General features: G+C 51.3%; 20 protein-coding genes. 17 read left to right on the plus strand and 3 right to left on the minus strand.

The genetic code is table 11. The features are described 5' to 3' along the window. The first annotated feature begins 10 nt into the window (after positions 1 to 10). The 5 genes from H581_RS33695 (at position 11) to H581_RS37085 (ending at position 2,755) form a co-directional block, all read left to right on the plus strand. Positions 11 to 1,015 (plus strand): glycosyltransferase family 2 protein, encoded by a 1,005-nt coding sequence (locus tag H581_RS33695; RefSeq protein WP_036718462.1) that lies wholly within the window; start codon positions 11 to 13, stop codon positions 1,013 to 1,015. After that, complete coding sequence (locus H581_RS0110605) at positions 1,005 to 1,430, plus strand: GtrA family protein (protein ID WP_028609963.1); 426 nt, start codon at positions 1,005 to 1,007, stop codon at positions 1,428 to 1,430. The genes H581_RS33695 and H581_RS0110605 overlap by 11 nt, the downstream gene beginning before the upstream one ends. Positions 1,431 to 1,472: 42 nt before the next feature. Continuing rightward, complete coding sequence (locus H581_RS0110610) at positions 1,473 to 2,180, plus strand: sortase (RefSeq protein WP_028609964.1); 708 nt, start codon at positions 1,473 to 1,475, stop codon at positions 2,178 to 2,180. A gap of 125 nt (positions 2,181 to 2,305) precedes the next feature. Further along, on the plus strand, positions 2,306 to 2,530 hold the full coding sequence (locus tag H581_RS0110615; protein ID WP_006040330.1) for a helix-turn-helix domain-containing protein: 225 nt from the start codon (positions 2,306 to 2,308) through the stop codon (positions 2,528 to 2,530). Positions 2,531 to 2,605: 75 nt separating this feature from the next. Next, a complete protein-coding gene (locus tag H581_RS37085; RefSeq protein WP_169507491.1) occupies positions 2,606 to 2,755 on the plus strand; it encodes a LuxR C-terminal-related transcriptional regulator in 150 nt (49 codons plus the stop codon). A gap of 128 nt (positions 2,756 to 2,883) precedes the next feature. Here the strand turns inward: H581_RS37085 and H581_RS38350 are convergent, their stop codons facing one another. Both H581_RS38350 and H581_RS0110625 read right to left on the minus strand, forming a co-directional pair. Beyond that, positions 2,884 to 3,042, minus strand: a complete 159-nt coding sequence (locus tag H581_RS38350) for a hypothetical protein (protein ID WP_169507492.1) — start codon at positions 3,040 to 3,042, stop codon at positions 2,884 to 2,886. 190 nt (positions 3,043 to 3,232) lie between these two features. Next, positions 3,233 to 4,798, minus strand: coding sequence for a catalase (locus H581_RS0110625; protein ID WP_028609965.1), 1,566 nt, complete (start codon positions 4,796 to 4,798; stop codon positions 3,233 to 3,235). Between the two features lie 218 nt (positions 4,799 to 5,016). On the opposite strand from H581_RS0110625, the gene H581_RS0110630 reads away from it, so the two are divergent. From H581_RS0110630 to H581_RS0110680, 11 genes are all read left to right on the plus strand, one after another. Further along, positions 5,017 to 5,694: a tetratricopeptide repeat protein gene (locus H581_RS0110630; RefSeq protein WP_028609966.1), complete on the plus strand. Its 678-nt coding sequence runs from the start codon at positions 5,017 to 5,019 to the stop codon at positions 5,692 to 5,694. A 134-nt stretch (positions 5,695 to 5,828) separates the two neighbouring features. Then, positions 5,829 to 7,574, plus strand: coding sequence for an ATP-binding protein (locus H581_RS0110635; RefSeq protein WP_028609967.1), 1,746 nt, complete (start codon positions 5,829 to 5,831; stop codon positions 7,572 to 7,574). Between the two features lie 96 nt (positions 7,575 to 7,670). After that, the gene (locus H581_RS0110640) at positions 7,671 to 9,269 is read left to right on the plus strand and encodes a hypothetical protein (RefSeq protein WP_028609968.1); all 1,599 of its coding nucleotides are present in this window, start codon (positions 7,671 to 7,673) and stop codon (positions 9,267 to 9,269) included. Then, on the plus strand, positions 9,266 to 12,172 hold the full coding sequence (locus H581_RS0110645) for a DEAD/DEAH box helicase (protein ID WP_028609969.1): 2,907 nt from the start codon (positions 9,266 to 9,268) through the stop codon (positions 12,170 to 12,172). The genes H581_RS0110640 and H581_RS0110645 overlap by 4 nt, the downstream gene beginning before the upstream one ends. A gap of 9 nt (positions 12,173 to 12,181) precedes the next feature. After that, entirely contained in the window at positions 12,182 to 12,358 is a 177-nt protein-coding gene (locus H581_RS37845) for a hypothetical protein (protein ID WP_156889555.1), read from the plus strand. 188 nt (positions 12,359 to 12,546) lie between these two features. After that, entirely contained in the window at positions 12,547 to 13,911 is a 1,365-nt protein-coding gene (locus H581_RS0110655) for an extracellular solute-binding protein (RefSeq protein WP_028609970.1), read from the plus strand. Between the two features lie 92 nt (positions 13,912 to 14,003). Next, positions 14,004 to 14,885, plus strand: a complete 882-nt coding sequence (locus tag H581_RS0110660; RefSeq protein ID WP_028609971.1) for a carbohydrate ABC transporter permease — start codon at positions 14,004 to 14,006, stop codon at positions 14,883 to 14,885. Beyond that, positions 14,885 to 15,730 carry a carbohydrate ABC transporter permease gene (locus H581_RS0110665; RefSeq protein WP_028609972.1) on the plus strand — a complete coding sequence of 282 codons (846 nt, stop codon included), beginning with the start codon at positions 14,885 to 14,887 and terminating at the stop codon, positions 15,728 to 15,730. Before H581_RS0110660 ends, H581_RS0110665 begins: the two co-directional genes overlap by 1 nt. Before the next feature lie 75 nt (positions 15,731 to 15,805). After that, complete coding sequence (locus H581_RS0110670) at positions 15,806 to 17,617, plus strand: cache domain-containing sensor histidine kinase (RefSeq protein ID WP_028609973.1); 1,812 nt, start codon at positions 15,806 to 15,808, stop codon at positions 17,615 to 17,617. Next, positions 17,614 to 19,239, plus strand: a complete 1,626-nt coding sequence (locus tag H581_RS0110675; RefSeq protein WP_028609974.1) for a response regulator — start codon at positions 17,614 to 17,616, stop codon at positions 19,237 to 19,239. The genes H581_RS0110670 and H581_RS0110675 overlap by 4 nt, the downstream gene beginning before the upstream one ends. A gap of 25 nt (positions 19,240 to 19,264) precedes the next feature. Next, positions 19,265 to 19,672 carry a hypothetical protein gene (locus H581_RS0110680; protein ID WP_156889556.1) on the plus strand — a complete coding sequence of 136 codons (408 nt, stop codon included), beginning with the start codon at positions 19,265 to 19,267 and terminating at the stop codon, positions 19,670 to 19,672. Positions 19,673 to 19,850: 178 nt separating this feature from the next. Here H581_RS0110680 and H581_RS0110685 read toward each other — a convergent pair whose 3' ends face one another. Then, complete coding sequence (locus tag H581_RS0110685) at positions 19,851 to 20,996, minus strand: YfbR-like 5'-deoxynucleotidase (protein WP_028609976.1); 1,146 nt, start codon at positions 20,994 to 20,996, stop codon at positions 19,851 to 19,853. A gap of 490 nt (positions 20,997 to 21,486) precedes the next feature. Between H581_RS0110685 and H581_RS33700 the strand changes: the two genes are divergently transcribed. Next, positions 21,487 to 22,353 (plus strand): NAD(P)H-dependent glycerol-3-phosphate dehydrogenase, encoded by an 867-nt coding sequence (locus H581_RS33700; protein ID WP_245600011.1) that lies wholly within the window; start codon positions 21,487 to 21,489, stop codon positions 22,351 to 22,353. Positions 22,354 to 22,412: the final 59 nt, after the last annotated feature.

A 22,412-nucleotide genomic window follows, 5' to 3' on the forward strand; every position in this document is an offset into this window, starting at 1 on the left:
GGATGCGGGCATGAAGCTGTCGGCTGTGAAGTACAGTATTATCATCCCTATGTTTAACGAGGAAGAGGTTATCGAATTTACGTATGACCGGTTGAAGCAGGTGATGGACAGCACGGAGGAACCATACGAACTTCTGTTCGTCAATGACGGAAGCCGCGACCGCACCGCCGGCAAGATGGCGATGATCTGCGAGTTCGACCCGAATGTCCGCCTCATTGATTTCTCCCGAAACTTTGGCCATCAGATCGCGATTTCGGCAGGCATGGATTATGCGCAGGGAGCGGCGATCATCGTCATTGACGCCGATCTGCAGGATCCTCCCGAGGTGATCTTGAAGATGATCGCAAAATGGAAGGAAGGTTATGAAGTCGTATACGGGAAGAGGCTGAAGCGCAACGGGGAGACGGTTTTCAAAAAACTGTCCGCTAAGCTGTTCTACCGCACGCTTCGGACCTTGACGAATGTCGATATTCCCGTCGATACGGGCGACTTTCGCTTGATTGACCGCAAGGTGTGCGACGTGCTGAGAGGCCTGAAGGAAAAAAACAGGTTCGTCCGGGGACTGGTCAGCTGGGTCGGCTTTCGGCAGACGATGGTCGAATATGAACGCGAGGAGCGGTTCGCCGGCGAAAGCAAATATCCGATCAAAAGAATGATTGCCTTTGCGCTGGACGGCATTACCTCCTTCTCTTACAAGCCGCTCAAGATTGCCACCTATATCGGGTTCGCGTTGTCGATAACCAGCTTCTTGTATTTGCTGATCGTCATCTTCCAGAAGCTGTTCACCGGCAGCACCGTTGCCGGCTGGGCATCGATCGTGGCGGTTAATCTGCTGTTCAACGGCATTATTCTTATCCTTCTTGGCTTAATAGGCGAATATATCGGGCGCATCTACGAAGAATCGAAGAACCGTCCGCTGTACATCGTCCGCGATAAGCTCGGTTATCCGGAGTCGGAAGGAGAGCGCGAAGCGGCTGACGAGAATTCCGCTCGGGTTGATAAATATGTCAAATGAAAGCCGGAAGCGGCTTGCGGCGCAATTTATTCAATTTAATCTGGTCGGGCTTCTGAATACCGCGATTGATTTCCTGCTGTTTGCCCTGCTGACGTGGCTTGGCGTCTATTATTTGCTGGCTCAAGCGACCGCGTACGCGGCGGGAATGCTGAACAGCCTGCTGCTGAACAGCCGGTTTACATTCCGCAAGACGGACGGCAGCCGCACTTCCGGCAGCTTGAATTGGAAGACGGGCGTGCGATTTATTATATGGAATCTTATCGTCCTCGGCCAGTCGCTGCTCCTGCTCGCGGCTCTAACGGAGTGGCTGAGCTTCGGAAGCGTATCGTCCAAGCTGCTTGTGACGGCGGTTACGGCAGGCATAAACTTCTATGGAAGCAAAAGATGGGTTTTTGCAGCCCGAGCGGCGGGGTGATTCACGCGGAGGCAATTATTTTTGTTGAGGCGAGGTGATTTTTTGAGGAAAATAGGGTCCTATACGCTGGTCGTCGCCGGCATCTTAATTCTGCTCTATCCGAAAGCGAACGAATGGTACGAGAACAGGCAGCAGAAGCAGCTGCTCGCGGAATGGGAGGAGTCCAGCTTTGACGAGGAAGCCCAGCAGCAAGCGCGGCGGCAATATGAGCAGCTAACGCAGTTATTTCAAGAGGAGTCGATGGACGAAGCCGCCACTGCGCCGACTATAACTCCCAGCGGAACTCCCAGCGGAACTCCATCGGAGGCTCCCGCCCAGACACCTGTCCAAACCCCGGCAGCGAAGCCTGCCGTGCGGAAGCCAAGTCCGATCGCAACCATTACGATTGATTCCATCAAGCTCAAGCTGCCTGTCCTCGAGGGCGCGACGCAGAAAAACATGAAATCCGCCGCAGCGCATTTAAAGGAAACGACAGCGATCGGCCAAGTAGGCAACGCGGCTATCGCGGGCCATCGGATGCGATCGAAGGGGAGATTGTTCAACCGGCTCGGCGAGATGGAGGTCGGAGATAAAATCGTCATCAAGACAAAGGACGAGACGTTCACGTACACGGTGTATAAAATTTCGATCGTCGAGCCGACGGACGTATCCGTGCTTAATTATAACAACAGAGACAAATTGCTGACCTTGATTACTTGCGACCCGATCGTAGACCCTACGCACCGGTTAATCATCCACGCGAAAATATAAACCGGGAAAGGAGCCCATTTTCCCCATATACAGCACCATCCCCTCCGCCCCTTCATACTATAATTTGACTGTATCCCTTAACCTTGTTAAACCATAAAAACCCGCGCAAGGAGGGGTGACAAACATTGAAGGGTAGCGACCATAAGAGCAAGTTTTTATTGACGCATCGTGAACGCGAGGTATTCGAGCTGTTGGTACAGGATAAGACAACCCGGGATATCGCTCAACAACTATTCATCAGCGAGAAGACTGTCCGCAACCATATTTCCAATGTCATGCAAAAGCTGAACGTAAAAGGTCGTTCGCAAGCGGTTGTAGAGCTGATAAAGCTTGGGGAATTACAAATCTAACATAGCAAGCCCATCGGGCAGCATAGAGATATGCTGTCTTATTTTGTGCGGAGAAAAGCGGATCGGCGACAAACATTGAAGAGTAGCGACCATAAGAGCAAGTTTTTATCGACACATCGTGAACCCGAGGTATTCGAGTTGTTGGTACAGGATAAGACAACCCGGGATATCGCTCAACAACTATTCATTAGCGAGAAGCTGACCGCGCGGTGCGATGAATATTGAAGCTCGAAAGAGACAATAAAAATCCAAATCGTTATGTTCCATAAAGCAAAAGAAAGCCCACAGAATGGGCTTTCTTCTCAAAGTTATTTTTAGGTGTCGACGTACGGAGGTTACGTCGCTAGCTGCAATTAATAGCCTTTACCTGTTCCTAAGCCGCCAACGTTGTTTCCATAACCGCCATAACCGCCGCCGAAAATACCGCAGCTACAAGCGATAATCACCAACAGAATAAACAATACAAGAATCACACCTGTACTAGTAAAAGCACCGCCTACAAGTCCGGACATTGTCTACAAGCACCTCCTTCGTCTTGAGTACAATGTAGAATATGCTTCCCGGTTTGAGCATGCTTGGGTATTTGTACCTTAGGGATGTTAGCCTAATAGATCAGCTTGCAGGATCGTGCTCTTCGGTCATGGCGTGGAAAGCAACTGCGATGCAATTTATGTATCCGCTGCCGCTGCCGGCATTTGTTTCTTAATAGCCGTCCGTCTTGTGGCCCAGTTCCTCGGCGATCTCCATGCCTTCGTTTGCCGGGGTGGTGCCGACGTGGCCGCTGTTTGCATCGGCCTGCTTCAAGCCGTCGGCCACGCGCTTGCCGTAATCGGGGTCGGCCTCGGTAAAATGCTTCACCATCGTCTCGCGAATGACCGAACTGCAGGTGCTGAGCGCGTCAACCAGGTTCGAAATCAGTTCATCTCGTTCCCATTGCTCGAATTTGCGGTACGTCTCGCCGGCCTGCTTGAAATTGTTCTGACGGTCGATCGGCTGGCGGGTAAGCTTGGCCGAATATTCCGGTTCATGCGGCGCTCCCGGACGGTCAGCCTCCTTCAATCCGCCCATCGTGGAAGGCTCGTAGTTGACATGAGGGTTTTGTCCCGGCGCGATATCGACATAAAAGGCCATTTGGCCGTCCCGCTGATTCGTGGCGACCCGTTTCTTCGGCGCGTTGATCGGCAATTGCAGGTAGTTGCTGCCGACCCGGTAGCGCTGCGTATCCGAGTAGGAGAACGTGCGTCCCTGCAGCATTTTATCGTCGGAGAAATCAAGACCGTCCACCAGGACGCCGGTGCCGAATGCCGCTTGCTCGACCTCGGCGAAGTAGTTTTCCGGATTTTTGTTCAACACCATTTTGCCGACGGGCAGCATCGGAAATTGCCCGGAATCCCAAAGCTTCGTATCGTCAAGCGGGTCGAAATCGAGCTCGTCATGCGCATCGTCGCTCATCCACTGCACTTGAAGCTCCCAAGCGGGATAATCGCCGCGCTCAATCGCCTCGTACAAATCCTGCGTCGCATGGTTAAAGTTCTTGCCTTGGATCTGCTCGGCTTCCTTCTGGGTCAAATTGCGAATGCCTTGAAGCGGCTCCCAATGGTATTTGACAAGAACCGCTTTCCCTTCAGCGTTTACCCATTTGTATGTATTGACGCCGGAGCCTTGCATTTGCCTATAGTTAGCGGGTATTCCCCAAGGGGAGAATAGAAATGTGATCATGTGCGTAGTTTCGGGAGATTGGGACACGAAGTCGAAAAAACGTTCCGAACTTTGCACGTTGGTAACGGGATCGGGCTTAAAGGCGTGCACCATGTCCGGAAATTTCATCGCGTCGCGGATAAAGAAAATTTTCAGGTTGTTGCCCACCAAATCCCAGTTGCCGTCCTCCGTATAAAACTTCGTCGCAAAGCCGCGCGGGTCGCGGAGCGTCTCCGGCGAATGGCCGCCATGAATGACGCTGGAGAAACGAACGAACACGGGCGTCTGTTTGCCGGCTTCCTGAAAGAGCTTGGCTCTCGTATACTTCGAGATCGGCTCGTTTCCAAGCTTGCCGTAGGCTTCGAAATAACCGTGCGCGCCTGCGCCTCTCCCGTGTACGACGCGCTCTGGAACCCGTTCGCGGTCGAAGTGGGATATTTTTTCAATAAAATGGTAGTTCTCGAGCGTAGAGGGACCGCGGTTGCCAATCGTGCGAATACTTTGGTTGTCCGTGATAGGATGGCCTTGCCGGTCGGTCAATGTCTGATCGTTCGTGTCATTTGTTGTCATCTTGCTGGTTTCCTCCTAGTTTTCACAATAAAGCCATTTATCGCATGTAGTATGAGTAATTTTTCCATTTAATATGCGACCGGCGACTCCCTTAAATAATTCGGATTTCGTTAACATTTGTTAGGTTTATGGTATGATTGATACAGTTGAAATGGATGCGTTAAACAAGTTGAATAATTAAAAAACCATTCGAGCAAGAAAACTTATGGGAGGATCATATGTTAAAATTTAGTCTGCTATTCGTCCTGCTGACATGGATATTCGGCAACCCGTTTATCGCGATTATTATCATTCTTCTGCTTCTATATGGATTGGACCGCCGTTTCATCGGGTTAACGCCCAGCCTTTTCAAACCGATAAAGAGGTTATCGAGAATAAGGAAATTAAAGCGGCATATCGACCTATCGCCTAATGATATGTCCGCGAAGCATGAGCTTGCCCGGCTTCTGATCGAAAAGAAAAGCTACCGCGAGGCCTTGACATGGCTGGAGCCGCTTCAGCAAACGCTCGAGGATTCGGCGGAGTTCTGGGATGATTTGGGGGCCTGTTATTTGTTTACGGGCGATGAGGAACGCGGAGCCGCCTGCACGAACCGGGCGCTTGAGCTCAACCCGCGCGTCAAATACGGCGCTCCCTATTTGCGCTTAGCCGCGCATTATGCAAGCGGCCGCACGGAACTCGCGCTATCGTATATCCGCGCTTTCCAGGATATTCAATCCTCCTCGTGCGAGGCTTACGACCGGCTGGCATCGATCTATAAGCGGCTCGGACAATCGGAGAACGCGAAGCGGGCCGTCGAGGAAGGTCTGCGAATCTATCGGATGCTGCCGCGTTATAAACGGCGTCAGGAGCGTAAATGGGCCGTCCGGTTGTTGACGAAGAAATTAACGGGTTGATTGAACCCGCATGACTCCTGGTTTTCGACAATCATTTTCAAAATGTTATCATTTGTTAGCGCTATTTATATTGTTGTTTTAAATAGAATGTTTCATAATGAATGCTATATTAGAGAGAAGGGCAAGATGAAGGGATGCAGCGCAATATATGGCTTATGGCGATCAGTGTTATCGTCGTTTCAATTCTACTAAACAATACAGTCTACTATTTTCTGACGAAAAAGACACTGGAGGACTCCTTCAACGAAGAGCTGCTTGCCCACGCCAAACGGCTGGAGGTATCGCTCGAGCAATCCCGGCAAGGCGCCGAATTATTTCAGGATCAGATCGGAAGAGAGCTTCGGACGGCTTCCATTGCGGCGCAATATGCGCTGGATTCCGATGTCGAGAAGGTGACGAACGAGCAGCTGGCCGAGCTTAGCAAGAAGCTTGGCATAAGCCATATCACGCTTCTGAAGAGGCTTCCGGACGATATTATCCTGTACAAATCTTCCGATGAATCGCAGCTTGGCAAAAGCACGAAAACATGGAAGCCTTGGTACCAGGTATTTAACCAATTGTTTGACGAGAAAAACGCCTCGGTTGATTGGCTTGGGCAGACGCTGCCGAATTTCTGGAGCGGCCCCTTCGAGGTCTCGTCAACGGACGTGGACAAAATAAATAAGTGGGGCTACTATTACGACGGCGCGACGAATTATATTGTTGACCCCTATGTCGGCTATGACCGGCAGGAGGAATACGAGAACGCGACCGGCGTGCACCGGATGATCGAAAACTCGCTGCAAAGCAGCGACTCGCTGCTCGAAATCGCCTTTATTAATCCGGAGACATTTCCCGATGGTGAAAATACGATTCACCCGAATGGCGATGTGCAGGGACATAAGGTGCAGGCGCCGATTTTTTACGGCTCGTATACGATGAAGTCGGAGAAAGATACCGAGCTGGTTCGGAAAGCTTATTTAACGAAAGAAATGGTAACGCACAAGGAGAACATCGGCGGCAGAGAAATTTTCAAAATGTTCATTCCCGTGTTTTCGGATGAAAGAGGCATTAATATTACCGACCGGGACGGTATCCCGATGAACAGCTACGTGCTGTCGCTAACTTCGGATTATCATATCATCCAGGAAAAACTGGATGCGCAGTTTTTGAATTTGGGATTTATTATTATCATTTTAACCGGATTCAGCTTAATAATCGCCTTGGTCGCGATGAGATATTACAGGCAGTCCCGCGATAAGGCCGTCAGGGTCACACAGGAAACGTATGTGGAAGAGATCAACCAGCTGTTTCAGTCGATTCGCGCGCAGCGGCATGATTTCTTGAATCACGTGCAGACGATCCATTCGCTTGCGGAGCTCGATAAGTCCAAAGAGCTTGTCGCATACACGAAGGAGCTGACGGGCGACATCCGGTTAATGAACGATATTATCAATATCGGCAATCCGGCGATCGCCGCGCTTATCCGGTCGAAGATTTCGCAGGCGGAGAGCTATAAGATCCAGTTCAGCTGTTCGTTCACAGGTCTCAATATGCAGGAGATGGGCGTGAAGACGCTTGATGTCAACCGGATGCTCGGCAATCTGATCGATAATGCCTTCGACGAGGTGCTTAAATATTCGGAGGACCGGCGCCATGTGACGCTTGTCGGCAAGCAGACGGATGAGGAGCTTGAATTCACGATAAGCAATACATGCGAGCAAGCGGAGGAGACGGTGACGAAGCCGATTTTCGACGCGGGTTACTCCACCAAGCAGCAGGATCATCAAGGCTTGGGCCTGTCGATTGTGAAATCGATCGCGGAGCAGTACAAAGGCAGCGTTTATGTCACGGCGGAGCCGACCGGCAAACTGACCTTTATTCTAATCATTCCGTTATAAACCGAAATGCGCCGGACAAACGAATTCCATTCGTCGTCCCGGCGTTTTTTTTGATATAATAGAAGGAATGCAGATGAACGGAAAGGAAGCGGGTGAATGTCTGAAATGCGTCTCAGCGAAAAACTACATGCGGCATTCGAACAGCAGCTGAAGGATCAAGCCATGACCGTGATTTTGAAACGCGGCTGGCAGTACTATATTGACGGTCAAGTAAACAGCGCCAATGCGGGAGGGCATGATAATCTTTACGGTGTCGTGCAAGGATCCGACCTGTATGCGGTGATCCTCGATGCGGGGCATTTCCGCTACAGCTCCTGCACCTGTCCCCACCAAGGATTTTGCAAGCATATGGCGGCTGTCTATTTTCAATACTGCAACGAGCAGGAGGGCGGTCATGTACAGGCGGAGAAAGCGTACTTCCGTCTGCTCGGCCTTACATCCGCCAGCACTTTACTGAAGACGCATGCGGTTCAGCCCCCTGTAGCGGAGATCGCTCTTGATCCTGGCGAGCAGGGCAGCGCGGCGGATTGGCTGGAATGGATGGAAGCGACGCATGGCGAGACTTGGCGCAAGTGCCGCCATTCCCTGCACGCGCTTCAGCCCGTATTGTCGTCCTTAAAGGGCTTATCGAAGGACTGGGAGAAGCCGCGTCAGCGTCTGCATTGGGGAACGGCCATTTTATTCGTCCTGGAGCAGGCGGAGCGCGCCATTACAACGGTCGACTCGTTCAGCCGGTATTACCATGAAATGTCTTTTATCCGCATGGCTGAGCCATGGGTGGAGCATCTATATACGCTTATTTCCGAGCTTGCCCCCAAGGAGATGGATGCCGGCGAGGAGGCTTGGGCGGACACGCTCGTTGCCACAGTCAAGAAGCGGGCGTCCAGCATGGAGCAGCAGCTCTTCGAGTGGGGATTTATGTATTTGGCCTTATGCGAGAAACTGTCGGAGAATCGGGGCTGGTACGAGCGCGAGTTAAGCTCGATGCTTCGGTTTGCCGAGAATGGGGATGGGGATGCAGAGAATACTTCGTTTGTCCATACGGCAATCGGCATGATGTTTTATTTCGATTCGCGGGATGAACTGGCGATTCGCCACTTTGCCCTGACGAGCTTTGACCGGTCCCAGCGCGTTATATATCCGTGCGCGGCTCAGCGTATGGAGGAAGGAAAATGGGAGCTCGTTGAACGATGGATGAGTTTTCTGTTCGAGCATGTTTATAAGGTAAGAAACGGACGGACGGTAGGCCCGTTCTTAACCTTGTGCCGGAGAGCCGACCAAGACCGCCCGGATCTGCCGGTCTGGACGGACTATATGACGCAATTGCTGCCGCATTCCTATTCGGAGCTGTCCGATCACTGGCTGGACCGGAAGCGTTACGAGGAATGGGCGGATTTGCAAATGCTCGTAGGCTCTCGTCCGGAGGAGGTCGGCGCCCATGCGCTGCGCGAGATTGCAAAGCTTGCTCCCGGAGCGTTAATGCCGCTCTACCACCAATCGGTTGAAGCTTGTATCCAGACGCGCAATCGCCAAGGCTACCGGATGGCCGTCAAGCAGCTGAAAAAGCTGGAACGGTTATATAAAGCGGATAAGAATGCGGCAAGATGGGACCGCTATATTGACGGGCTTGTCCGTAAGCATCAGCGTCTCCGGGCGTTTCAGGAGGAGCTGTGGAAAGGGAAAATCGTAACATGAGGACATATATTGGCGCTCGCAAGCTTGTAATAGACGGTTTTTGGAATGAGGATGACGGCGTCTCGTCCGTTATGCTCGGCACGGTCGAACGGAAGGACGCGGCGGCGGACGGAAGACTGAGATCGGTCCTGTTTGCCTGGCACAAAGCATCCTGGTACGGCGCTGAAATCGAGGAGATCAGCGCGGGCGACCGCAAGCTGCTGAAGGTGCCGCCGCTGCTTGCGGTTGATTATTTATCATCGCCTAAGCCTGTCAGGCTGCTGCAGCTGGATTGGACCGAGCGGATGCAGACGCTGATGCGGCTCGCGGAGCATATTCGAACAGCCTTGTTAAACGGCTGGTTTACGCCCGATTGGACACGGTGGTCGGAAGCGAGACGCAGCTGGAAAATGGCCATTCCCGAGCAGGAAGAGCTGCCGAACCGGCTCTGGTCGGAGACGGTTCAGGAGGCGGTGCGGCATGGCGACAAAGGGGTTGAACGGTGGCTGAGCAGCGCCGTTGAACAAATGATTGAAGAAAACGTATCGGCAGCTCAAGCATGGCGGGCAGTAGAGGCGGCATCCGGGGAGGCGGTCGTGAGACGAAAGTCGTCCGACGAGGAGGATTGGCTGATCGCGATCGGACTTCGCAAGGATACGCTGCCGTTCCGCGTGGCGCTTCAGCTCGTTGAGCCTAATGAAACGGCCGGATGGCGGCTTCGGCCTGCCCTGCAGGACCGCGAAGGAGGCCCCTGGTTTCCGATCCGGCGCCTGCCTTGGATAAAGGGCTGGGAGAAGGATTCCGATTCACCGCTTGAAATCCCGGTAGATTGGCAGCCGCTTCTGGAAACGAAGCTGGCGAAGGAGCAGCAGAAATGGGTAACCGCGCTGCCGGAGTGGAGCGACGCCAATGAAGAAGGGAATATCAAGGAGTTGTTGTCGGATCATGAGGCATGGCAATTTCTCGAATTTGCGAGCGTGCAGCTCCTCGAAGCCGGCTGTCCGGTATTGCTGCCTGCTTGGTGGGAAGCGGTCCGTTCACGCAAGCTGCGTCTCCGGGCAAAGATGAAATCGTCCGTCGGCTCGGCAGCGCAGCCGATGTTCGGATTGGATCAAATCGTGCAGTTCGATTGGAAGCTGGCGCTCGGCGACGTGAATTTGACCGAGGCGGAATTCCTTCATCTTGCGGAGCAGAATCGAAGGTTGTTTAATATCGGCGGCGAATGGGTCCATCTGGATCCGCAGGACGTTACGCAAATCAAACAGTGGCTGAAGCGTATGGGCAAGCGCAAGGGACTATCCTTCCGCGACGTGCTGGAGATGCATCTGCGAGGAGGCATGCCGCTTGAAGACGGAGGCGAGCCGGAATCGGATCTGCAGGCGGAGATCGAGCTGAATGAGCATCTGACCAATTGGCTTGCGCAGCTGCAGCAATCATCGCAAATTCCGTTAGCCGACGTTCCGGATACTTTTCTCGGCGAGCTTCGCCCCTACCAGCATCAAGGCGTATCGTGGCTGTTATTTCTGCGGAGGTTTGGCCTTGGCGGCGTATTGGCCGATGATATGGGGCTTGGCAAAACCATTCAATTCATGGCTTATCTCGTCTATATAAAGGAGCATAAGCTGCAAATGAACGGCCCGTCGCTATTAATTTGTCCGACGTCCGTTATCGGCAACTGGGAGAAGGAGCTGGAGCGCTTCGCTCCTTCGCTCCGCATTATGCTGCACTACGGGAACAGGCGGGATAAAGGAGAAGCGTTCCGGGAAACGGTGCAGGGTGCGGATTTAGTCATCACCTCCTACTCATTAGCCCAGCTGGACGAAGAGGAGCTTGGCTTAGTCGAATGGGATGCGCTGTGCCTGGACGAAGCGCAGAACATCAAAAACGTCTATACGAAGCAATCGATGGCGATTCGCCGGCTGGCCTCGTATCACCGGGTTGCGCTGACGGGCACGCCGATGGAGAACCGGCTGACCGAGCTGTGGTCGATTTATGATTTTATAAATCCGGGTTATCTCGGCAATATGAATGAATTCCGGCAGGCGATCGTTACGCCGATTGAGAAGACGCGCGACGAGAGCATAATCGCGGGTCTGCAGCGGTGGATCAAGCCGTTCATGCTGCGGAGGGTGAAGAAGGATCCTTCGATCCAGCTCTCGCTGCCGGACAAAAACGAATCCAAAACCTATGTTTCGTTAACGGCAGAGCAGGGCGCCATGTACGAGAACTTTGTATCCGATCTGCTTGAAAATCTAGATAAGCTGGGCCCGATGCAGAGAAGAGGGCTGATTCTTGCCGCGTTAACGAGACTGAAGCAGCTGTGCGACCATCCGTCCTTACTTGCGGGCGAGGACCGCCCTGCATTGTGGGAGGTCGAACGCTCCAATAAAGTGGCGAGGCTTCTTGAGATGTGCGAGGAGATCGCGGCTGAGGGCGAACGGTGCTTGATTTTCACGCAATACGTAGACATGGGGCGCCAACTTCAGCAGCTGCTGGAGGAGAGGACCGGCATGACGGTGCCGTATTTGCACGGCGGAGTGCCGAAGGCGAAACGCGATGAGATGATCGGCAAATTCCAGGATGCGGAGGAGCCGTGCTGCGCATTCGTGTTATCCTTGAAGGCCGGTGGAACGGGGCTGAATTTGACTGCCGCGAACCATGTGTTTCATTTCGACCGGTGGTGGAATCCCGCCGTGGAGAATCAAGCGACGGACCGCGCGTTCCGGATCGGCCAGACGAAGAAGGTTCAAGTGCATAAGTTCGTTACGCTCGGTACGCTTGAGGAGAAGATTGACGAAATGATCGAGAGGAAGCAATCCTTGAACGAACAGGTCGTCGGCCAATCCGAGCAATGGATTACCGAGATGTCCACGGATGATTTGAGAGAGCTGTTTGCCCTGCGCAAGAGCTGGTTAAAGGGATGAGGGATATAAATGCCGGAAGATAGCCTGCACGCGAAGCAGCTGAAATGGCGGCCGGCAAGCGAGGCCGCAAACCTTCAAGAGGAACCCGCAGATGAAGACGGCCGCAGCCGGTCAGACGGCGCGAACCGGGAATGGCAGCGGTTCTACGAGGTTATTAAAGAAATAACGGATGATATGCGACGTTAGCTTATCATGATCATAGCAGCCTGCCGGGAAAAGTTGCCCGGCGGGCTGTAATTTTATCCCTCCCCGCGAAAATAAGAGAATTGTATCCCTTACTTATCGTATTTTCGACCTCCTGCATGACGGATAGGGCTGCCTATAATAAAGGTGCGAGACAAACAAGCAACACTATAAACGAGGAGGTCTGTACAATGAAAAGAAGCTTTACCCTGATTGCCGCCTTAATGGTATCCATTCTGCTCGTTGTATCCGCTTGCGGATCGAACAATGTTGAACAGCCGAATAACTCCGGCTCCGAGGGCACGGAAAAACCGGCTGAAACGACAACGCCCGTCGAAGAGGCCAAAGAGGTAACGCTATCCCTCCGCCATACGCAAATCAAAGAAACAAGCAAAACCCGTTTGAAAATATTAGAAGACGTCGTTGCGAAGACGGAGCAGGAGAACGAAGGCTTAACGTTCAAGCTTGAGGGCATCGACGAAATCGTTAACCGCGACCAGAAGCTGAAGGCGGAAATGGCTGCCGGCAATCCTCCGGACATTTTCGAAGTATTCGGCGGCGCCGACCTGAAGCTGTATGTCAAAGCGGAGCGAATGCTTGATCTGACGCTGATCCTCGATGAGCTTGGCATTAAAGACAAATTCGCGAGCTTGTCCGAGTTTACGATCGACGGCAAAGTATACGGCTTGCCGTTCGGCGGCTACAGCGAAGCGATTTTTTACAATAAAAAGATATTCAGCGAGTTGGGTCTGGAGATCCCGACGACTTGGGAGCAGCTGCTGGATATATCCGGGAAAATGAAAGCAGCCGGCTATACGCCGTTTGGCCTTGCCGCCAAGGATGCCTGGGTAAACGGGATGCTGTGGAACTCGATCATGGAGCGGCATACCGGTATGGACGCGATGAACAAGGTCGTAACCGGCGAAGCGAAATGGACGGACGAGAACTTTATTAAAGGCTTCACGGCTTACAGCGAGCTCGCCCTGAAAGACTATTTCACCAAGGGCGCGCTCGGGCTTGCCTACGCGGATCAAGGAGCGCAGCTGCTGTCCGGCAAAGCCGCAATGGTATTCACAGGCTCATGGGACGCGAACCGGTTCACAAGCGACGAAGCCGGCGACTTGAAGGGGCAAATCGGCTACTTCGCATTTCCGTCCATCGCAGGCGGCGCAGGTGATCAAACGTCGATCAACGCCTCATACTCGAACGGCTTCGGCTTCTCGGCTAACCTGAGCGAGGATCAAATTGCCGCCGTGAAAAAATTTATCGCCAACTTCTTTAATGAAGACATTCAAAAACGGACGTTGATTGAAGATAAGCTGCTTCCATCCATGAAGCTTTCCGATTTGTCGGGTGTAGACCCGCTTATTTCCGAGGTGCTTACCGTGATGGCTAACGCTTCGAGCTCATGGCCGGCCTTCGACTCGATTACGCAGCCGGCGGTAACGGCTGAGATCGGCGTCGGCATCCAGGAGCTGATCGGCAAAGTGAGTACGCCGGAGAAGGTTGCGGCCAAAATTCAAGCCGCGCAGGAGGCAGCCAACTCCGCTCAATAAGAGCCAGCTTTTCAAATCGACTCCGATGGGCGAGAGGGTGTCCTTCCTTCCTGAAGGGCGCCCTCTTTTTTAAATAAATGGAGGGGGAAGCCATGAACAAAGCGCTTAAAAATCCATTCACCTATATCGCGTTCATCGTTCCGACGCTCGCGTTGTATGCGGTATTTTTCGTATATCCGGTTATCGTATCGTTTTATTACGGTTTTTTTAAGTGGGACGGCATTACGGATAAAGTGTTTACGGGCTTAGACAACTTTGCGCGGCTTTGGAACGATGAAGTATTCCGCAAGGCTTTGGCGAACAATTTTTATTTTATGGCGTTTTCCTTGGTCGTAAATATTCCGCTCGTGTTCCTTCTATCGATTATCATCAGCAAAGTGGGACGCATGCGCGACTTTTACAAATCGGCCGTCTTTGTTCCGGTCGTCATCTCGACGGCAACGGTCGCGATTTTGTTCGGGGTGCTGTATAACTACGACTCGGGCATGATCAACCAGTTTATCCGCCTCGTTGCGCCGGACGATTGGGCGCGCGAATGGCTGTCTGATCCGAAGCTTGCGATGCTGTCGATCCTGATCGCCAATGCGTGGCAAAATATCGGTTTCTTCATCGTCTTATGCTTGGCCGCTATACTGAACATTCCGAAGGAAATCGTGGAAGCCGCGAAAATCGACGGCGTCAACGGCTGGCAGGAAACCTGGACCATTACGCTGCCGCTGGTCAGGCCGATCTTGTTCGTTATGCTTCTGCTTACCGTTTCGGGAACGATGAAGGTACTGGATATCGTCCAAATTATGACGAACGGCGGACCGTTTCAATCAACGGAAGTGATGTCGACCTATATGCTGAAGGTTGGCTTTCGTTCAATGGAGCTTGGCTACGGCAGCGCGATCGGCGTCGCGATGTTTATTCTGATTTTAGTGCTGACCGGCATGCTGCAGCTTATGACGAGACGCGAGGAGGTGCAGTATTGATGGCCCGATTGCGTAATGGACAATGGTGGATGCATATTTTATTGCTCGGATATGTCGCGGCCGTGCTGTTCCCGCTTGTCTGGCTGTTCATGTCCTCGTTCAAATCGAACCGCGAGATTACGGCGAATACTTGGGGACTGCCGACACGCTTCAGCTTCGAGAATTATGCGGCAGCTTGGGAATCGGCGAATATCGGCAAATATGCGCTGAACAGCGCTTATGTCACGTTGGCGGCCTGCGTGCTGACCTTGCTGTTCGCGGCTATGACCTCGTTTGCGATTTCCCGGATGAAATATACGAGAACGAACAAAGCGGTCTATCTATTTATTTTGCTGGGGCTAATCGTTCCTCCCGGGGCGCTGTTTATTCCCTTATACCGGTTGATTCAAGGCATAGAGCTGTTCGGACAGCCGCTTTATAATACGCATTTGTCGTTAATTTTGGTATACTGCACATATGCATTGCCGATTACGGTATTTATCATCTATGCTTTTATGTTATCCATCCCGAACGAGCTGGAGGAAGCGGGCATAATCGACGGGCTCGGAGCTTCCGGGCTGTTCTTCCGGATCATTGTGCCGATCTCGCTTCCGGCGATTGTAACGGTGTTTATTTTGAATTTTATCGGAAACTGGAATGAATATATTTTATCGCAGCTTTTCATAACATCGGAGTCTCTCAAAACGCTGCCCACCGGCATGGCGACCTTTAACGACGGTTATCGCACCAACTTCGCCTCGCTGTCCGCTGCGGTCATTATGAGCATTATTCCCGTGCTGGCTGTCTATGTGTTCCTCCAGCGTCAAATTATTGAGGGCATGACGGCAGGCAGCGTTAAAGGATAACGGGACTGCCGGAATAGCGCTGATAGAATAGCTTCGTGAACGTGACATAAATGATGCGAGAGGAGCCCCCCGTCTTTGAACCTCAGACCGAAGCTGATGCTTGCCTTTATTCTCCTCATTATTATACCGATGATCGGACTGGGGATTGTCTCCTTCCTTCATTCGGAGACGCTGCTGGAGAAAAAATATAGCGGGCAAACCGAAATTTCGCTCAAGGCCGTGGGCGGTAACATCCGCTATTTCTTCCGCGAGCTGGACCAGCTGTCAGATGGGAATCTGACCAGTCCGGAGGTGCAGGACACGCTGAAGTACAGTACGAATACCGCCGGTGACGCCAGCGCCCTTATCAAAATCAACCAAGCGGAAAAGGAAATGAACCGTATCCTTTTCCAGCATCCGGCCGTCAGCTTTGTCGTGCTGTATGCCAAGGACGGCACCATGTTCCGCACTTTCCGCAACGATCCGACCACCTTCAAGCCGATCTCGTTCGATCTGCTTCAACAGCACTCCGCCTACAAGGATATATTGCGGCTAGGGGGGCGGCCGCTCTGGATCGGCCCGTACGAGCAGCGGGAACTGTCGGGCGTAGAACCGCCTCTCTTCACGCAAATCCGGCTCGTCAAGGATATTGCGACCTTCAATGATTTGGGCGTTATGGTCACGCAGTACAAAACCGAAGAGGTATACGGCATGCTGAAGGAATTTCAAAATCCGGAGTCGGACGGCGAAGAGACGCGTTACGTCATTGTCAACAAATCCGGCCTTATCCTGTTGGACAGCCGCAAGGAGATCGAGGGGGAGAGCATTACTGGGTATACGGACGCGCTGCCGCACAACACCGTGAGCTACGCCAGCTCGCGCGAGAAGTTCGGAAGCGTTGACAGTCTCGTCTCCGCGTACCAGCTTGACCGCAACGGGTGGGTGCTGGTTTCGGTGAAATCCTGGAATTCGCTGACTAACGAGAATGTCCGGTTCGTTCAATGGATCGGGATGATAACCGTATTGGGGCTCCTGTCAGCCGTACTTTTTAATGTTTTCTTCGTGAACCGGGTGGCCAAATCGATCATTAAGGTCGTCCGCAAAATGAGGCTTGTCGAGCAAGGGCTTCTGGACATACGGGTAAGCGCGAATGGCAAGGACGAAACGGTGCTGCTTGCAAACAGCTTTAACAGCATGGTTGAGCGCATCGGCAATCTGTTAAGCGAAGTGCGGAGAGAGCAGGAGCGCAAGCAGCATGCGGAAATGATGCTTATGCAGGCACAGATTAAGCCGCATTTCCTGTTCAACACACTGGAATCGATCAATGCCCTTGCCGCACAGAACGAAGGCGGCAAAATTATGCTGATGGTCCGGAGGCTCAGCAATCTGCTTCGCGCGAGCATGCATCATTCGGAAGAGATTAGGCTCAGTCAGGAAATCGAGCATGTCCGGAGCTACTTGGATATTCAGAAATACCGCTTCGAGGAGTTATTCTCTTATGAGCTGAATGTGCAGGAGGAGGCTCTTGACTATACGATTTTGAAGCTTACGCTGCAACCGCTTGTAGAGAACAGCATTCAGCACGGTTTCGAGGGTTATGCGGACGGAGAAGGTGTCATTTCGATTGATGTATCCACCACGCGGCATCATATTGTGATTATGGTAAGCGATAACGGGATTGGAATGAATGCGGAGACGCTTCGTAAGCTTGCCTTCGGCTGGCATGCCCCGGGCAAGCAGCCGAATGAAGCGGAGCGGGGCGAGCGCAGGGGACTTGGGCTTCGCAATGTAGCCGATAGGCTGCGCATCCATTACGGTCCCGCTTACGGTCTATGGGTTTGCAGTGAAGAGGGCAGCGGCACAACGATTCGCTGCGTCATTCCAAAGAGCAGAGGTGATCTGAGATGACCGGCAACGTGCTTCTGGTCGACGATGAAGCGCATATTACGCGAAATCTGGAAAAGGTTATTCCCTGGGAAATGCTTGGACTGACGGTTACAGGTACAGCCAAAAACGGCGCAGAAGCGCTAGAACTGATGGAACAAACCCATTATGATCTGCTTCTATGCGATATTCGCATGCCGGTGATGGACGGATTGGAGCTCGTTCGCCATCTTCGCGACAGAGGGGCAACGTGTGACATTATTATGCTTACGGGCTACCAGGATTTCGCCTATACGCGGGCGGCGATTCAATATGGAGTGAACGATTACGTATTGAAGCCGATTCCCTACGATGAGCTGACAGGGGTGATTGCCCGTATCATGGCCTATCAGCGGAATAAGCAGAAGCAGATGCTGGAAGAGAAGCTGAAGCTTGACCGGATTATCGATCTGGCGAGCGAGAAGATATTATACGACATTATGATGGACTACACGGTCGTAACAGGAGACAATTGGCTGCTGACCGGAGACGAACAGCAGCTGAAGCAGAAGCAGTTCGTACTTATCGTTCTTGATCTCGATGTCAGCTCCGAGAGGACGAGGGATTGGCGCGATTGGCCGGATAAGGAGCGGAAGCTCTGGAATTTTGCCGTCTGTAACGTGCTTCGCGAGAAACTGCAGCAGAATGGCCTGCATCATGCGGTCATCCAAATCCGTGACGGGGAATGGTGTGTTCTTATTGAAAAGGAACAATCTGAGGCATTTGACCGGAATGAATTTCAGCAATGGGCCGATATGCTGCTTGCAGCCGTTAACAGTCATGCGAAGCTGTCGTTATCGGCAGGAATCTACTGTGAATTCGCATCGGTAGAAGGCTTATCGAAAGCCTACAAGCAGGTGCAGCAGGGGATTCAGCTAACGCCTGACCATGATGTCATTGCATTCTATCCTTCCTCTAACCCAAATACCTCGCATGTCGACCAAGCTATCTGGGATATGGCGGAGAGCATGATCGGCGCGGTGAAGCGCGGCGACTCCGCTATGGTAGACACCCTGCTGTCGAATATCTCCAAGCGGCTGCGGCAGATGAATGAATCCTCTCTCGGACGGGTGGAACCGCTGCTTCATTTCTTTGTCCTGCATCTCATGCGCGAAATGAAGGAATGGGGCATCTTCTCGAAGGAGCAGGAGGATGCGCTGTGGCGCCGGCTCGACCGCCGCTTCGGGATCAAGGATTTATTATCCGTTATTCGTCAGGTGATGAATACGGTGTCGGAGATGTCGATGGATAAGAAGAAGCAGTCGGAGCGTTCCATGGCGGAGGCGAAGTCGTTTCTCGATCGCAACCTATACCGCGACCTCAGCGTGGACGAGACGGCGGCGCATGTTGGCCTTAGTTCCTCTTATTTCAGTCTGCTGTTTAAACAAACATTCGGGGAAACGTTCATCGAATACGTGACGAGGCAGCGGATGGAGAGGGCGAAGTCGATGCTGGCGCGCACGCAGAAGAGCGTCGCCCAGATCGCCAAGGAGGTCGGGTATGCGGAACGAAGATATTTCACGAAAGTATTTATGAAATATTCAGGCGAGAATCCGACCGAATTCCGAAGCAAGACGCAGGAAGCGGCATTTGAAGAGCCTGAGTGAGTTATAGCGGCCCGGAACAGACTAATTGTTCCGGGCTGTTTTGCGATTTCCGTTATTACGGCCAACCGGTAAGGCTCCCAAAAAATCCCCAATCAGAGGTAAAAGTGCCGTTCATTTCGCTCGTATGACGAGTGTTGGGCGAATCAAAGGTAAAAGTGCCGTTCATTTCGCTCGTATGGCGATTGCTAGGCGAATCAAAGGTAAAAGTGCCGTTCATTTCGCTCGTATGACGATTGCTAGGCGAATCAAAGGTAAAAATGCCGTTCATTTCGCTCGTATGACGATAGTTGGGCGAATCAAAGGTAAAAGTGCCGTTCATTTCGCACGTATGGCGATTGTTGGGGAATCAAAGGTAAAAGTGCCGTTCATTTCGCTCGTATGGCGATTGTTGGGCGAATCAAAGGTAAAAGTGCCGTTCATTTCGCTCGTATGACGATTGTTGGGCGAATCAGGGTATTTAATCGAACGCCTGATCATGGAGCTGAATATTCAGAACCTGAATCGAAGTCTTTAATATAATCTTAGATCGAAGACGACTTCAAAAAAAAAACTCAGATGGAAGTTAAACGAATGTCCGTTCATCAAATGTCCTTCAACATATCTGCTTCCTCTTAAGATTGCCCGATCAAGTTGGAGTAGGTCAGATCATGCAGGATATAAGCCAGAAAGAAGATAACGCAAGGGTTCTCGTAGCGGTGCTGGATCGTCAGAAGCTGGTTATAATAGGTATCGGCGTAATGGGGATTATTGCGCATCTCGAGGCTGGCTTTAATTAAAGCGTCGAGCTTATCGGCAATATCGACCATTTCACCCTCGTTATTATCGGATTTGCTGTGCACCATAAAATCAATCAGATCCTCGTGGAACCATTCCGGCAGCTTGCTTACCATCAACAATGCCGTTTCCTGTTCGTATTGCTCGAAGGCCCGTTTAATTTCTTCGTTGTTATGCTTGAACTTGGATACGACGTCGCCGGACAGCGCTTCGGGCAAATCATGCAGAACGGCTTTGGCCAGCAGCTTGTACAGGTCGATGCTCTTGTTCCCGAAGCGATGAATCTCAAGCAAGCCGTTGAACAGCGCGAGCGAGGCGACCCGGAAGGTATGCGTCGCGTCATTATCCGGAACGAGGTTATAGCTGCCGTTCCATCTTTTGACCGTATCGAGATTCATGATGTATTGAATAAATTCATAGAAGCCTTCCTGCTTGTCGAATTCCATCAGCAGCCAGCCGATTGACGGAATCTCCGTCTTCAGCAAAGCCTCCCTAAGCTCCTCCCGTTTGTGATGGAAGAAGGGATTCGTATCGAAGAGCGACTCCCGGTGGCAGTATAGGAAAGCGTCCAGCATATCGATGGCATCGACCAATTGTCCTGTCGGCGTGTCGTCCTGCGCATTCACGATAAAATCAAACGCAGCAGGCTGAAGCGATTTTGACAGATAGGACACGATTTCCTTGCTCAGCTCCGACTCGTAGCTGCGGATATGGCTCATGACAAGCGATTCCTTCTTCGTCACGTATTTAATCGAGCCCGTTCCCGTATTTTTCAAATCCGCCCAGAGGCATCTCGCAAGCAGCTTCAATTTATCCATCGGACGGTTAACGATTTTCTCCTCAATGATCCCGATCAGGATGGCCAAGGCGGCGCACCGGAAGCTGTGGCTCGCGGCATTATCCTCGAAGCGCGGGGCATATTCGCTCCAGCGCGGCACATACTGCATACGGATGATCGTGCTCGTAAATTTCCCGTTTTTCATCGCTTTCGCTCCTTTACATATAAACATAAGAATGCTGCCGTTCATCCGAAGGATAGATCGTCTATGTTCTTAGTGCTTATTATGTTATATGGTACCATATAACACTCTATATGCTATACGAGTATATGCTTATAAAATGTACTGGAAATTTAAATGGATCATTGAAAAAGAGGAAAACCGATTTTAGTTTCTGAAGCAATAAATGATTCCTCTGCCAAAAGTCGATGTACCCGTTGAAACGGCACTAACTGGGAGACTTTAACAACCTTTCTAAAAGGTTTTGAAGATATTGCGCTAGCGGAGAACGAACAGTTCCCCGCGGGAACCGTTCCTTGTTTTTATTTATCTAACGGAGGATAATTCAATAACTCGACGAATTGATGTAAGTTGGAGTTTTTCTATGAAGTTCATACATAGGACAATTCGTTGAATTACGAAGCTAATAAAGGAAGTGATATATCTTGAGAGTTACTGTATTAGGTTGCGGCAGATGGGGATCATTTTGGCGTGGTATGCAAATAAGATCGGACATGGAGTCATGTTGTGGGGGAGAGAGGCATCAAGAAATTATCAAGATTTTGTACATAAAAGAACAAACGAGTATTTAAGATTACCCGAAGACATACGTTTAACAAACGAAATCGGTGACGCCATTCAGTTCGCAGATGTTATTTTAATCGCTATTAGTGCCCAGGAGCTTAGAGGTTTTGCAAAGCAGTTAAATTCCATACAAATTGCAAATAAGACATTTGTTTTGTGTATGAAGGGACTTGAAATGGAGTCTGGAAAAAGACTCTCTCAGGTTTTCAACGAAGAAATACAACCTCCTGTAAATTTAGCAATTTGGGTTGGGCCAGGCCATGTTCAAGATTTTGTGAATGACATCCCAAACTGCATGGTTATTGATTCAGATAACATAGACACGACGAAATTGCTTGTAGAAGGATTAGGAAGTGAAACAATACGATTCTATTACGGACAAGATTTGTTAGGTAATGAGATAGGTGCTGCAGCGAAAAATGTAATTGGTATCGCAGCGGGCATGCTGGATGGATTAGGCTATGCAAGCTTGAAGGGAGCCTTAATGGCTAGGGGGACAAAAGAAATTGCGAGACTAGTAAGGACAATGGGAGGCAACGAATACACCGTATACGGTTTAGGGCATCTCGGTGATTACGAGGCAACTGTCTTTTCTAAGCATAGTCATAATCGACGTTTTGGTGAGGCGCTTGTAAGAAAAGAACGGTTCGAGAAATTAGCTGAAGGAGCAGCAACCGTCAAAGCATTATTGAGATTGTCAAGCGATTATAATGTGATTCCGTCATTTCGCAAGGAAACGATCCAAAAGAGCAACTGATAAAATTATTTATGAGACCCGTGAAATTTGAAAGTATTTAATTAATACGGAAACGATGA

The sequence above is a fragment of the Paenibacillus harenae DSM 16969 genome (assembly GCF_000422465.1).
Taxonomy (GTDB): domain Bacteria; phylum Bacillota; class Bacilli; order Paenibacillales; family Paenibacillaceae; genus Pristimantibacillus; species Pristimantibacillus harenae.

Coding starts and splice junctions, on each gene's coding strand:
- H581_RS33700 (WP_245600011.1), top strand. CDS start 21,487: ATGGGGATCATTTTGGCGTGGTATGCAAATAAGATCGGACATGGAGTC.
- H581_RS0110625 (WP_028609965.1), bottom strand. CDS start 4,798: ATGACAACAAATGACACGAACGATCAGACATTGACCGACCGGCAAGGC.
- H581_RS0110635 (WP_028609967.1), top strand. CDS start 5,829: ATGCAGCGCAATATATGGCTTATGGCGATCAGTGTTATCGTCGTTTCA.
- H581_RS0110665 (WP_028609972.1), top strand. CDS start 14,885: ATGGCCCGATTGCGTAATGGACAATGGTGGATGCATATTTTATTGCTC.
- H581_RS0110675 (WP_028609974.1), top strand. CDS start 17,614: ATGACCGGCAACGTGCTTCTGGTCGACGATGAAGCGCATATTACGCGA.
- H581_RS0110685 (WP_028609976.1), bottom strand. CDS start 20,996: ATGAAAAACGGGAAATTTACGAGCACGATCATCCGTATGCAGTATGTG.
- H581_RS33695 (WP_036718462.1), top strand. CDS start 11: ATGAAGCTGTCGGCTGTGAAGTACAGTATTATCATCCCTATGTTTAAC.
- H581_RS0110640 (WP_028609968.1), top strand. CDS start 7,671: ATGTCTGAAATGCGTCTCAGCGAAAAACTACATGCGGCATTCGAACAG.
- H581_RS0110645 (WP_028609969.1), top strand. CDS start 9,266: ATGAGGACATATATTGGCGCTCGCAAGCTTGTAATAGACGGTTTTTGG.
- H581_RS0110655 (WP_028609970.1), top strand. CDS start 12,547: ATGAAAAGAAGCTTTACCCTGATTGCCGCCTTAATGGTATCCATTCTG.
- H581_RS37845 (WP_156889555.1), top strand. CDS start 12,182: ATGCCGGAAGATAGCCTGCACGCGAAGCAGCTGAAATGGCGGCCGGCA.
- H581_RS0110630 (WP_028609966.1), top strand. CDS start 5,017: ATGTTAAAATTTAGTCTGCTATTCGTCCTGCTGACATGGATATTCGGC.
- H581_RS0110605 (WP_028609963.1), top strand. CDS start 1,005: ATGTCAAATGAAAGCCGGAAGCGGCTTGCGGCGCAATTTATTCAATTT.
- H581_RS38350 (WP_169507492.1), bottom strand. CDS start 3,042: ATGTCCGGACTTGTAGGCGGTGCTTTTACTAGTACAGGTGTGATTCTT.
- H581_RS0110660 (WP_028609971.1), top strand. CDS start 14,004: ATGAACAAAGCGCTTAAAAATCCATTCACCTATATCGCGTTCATCGTT.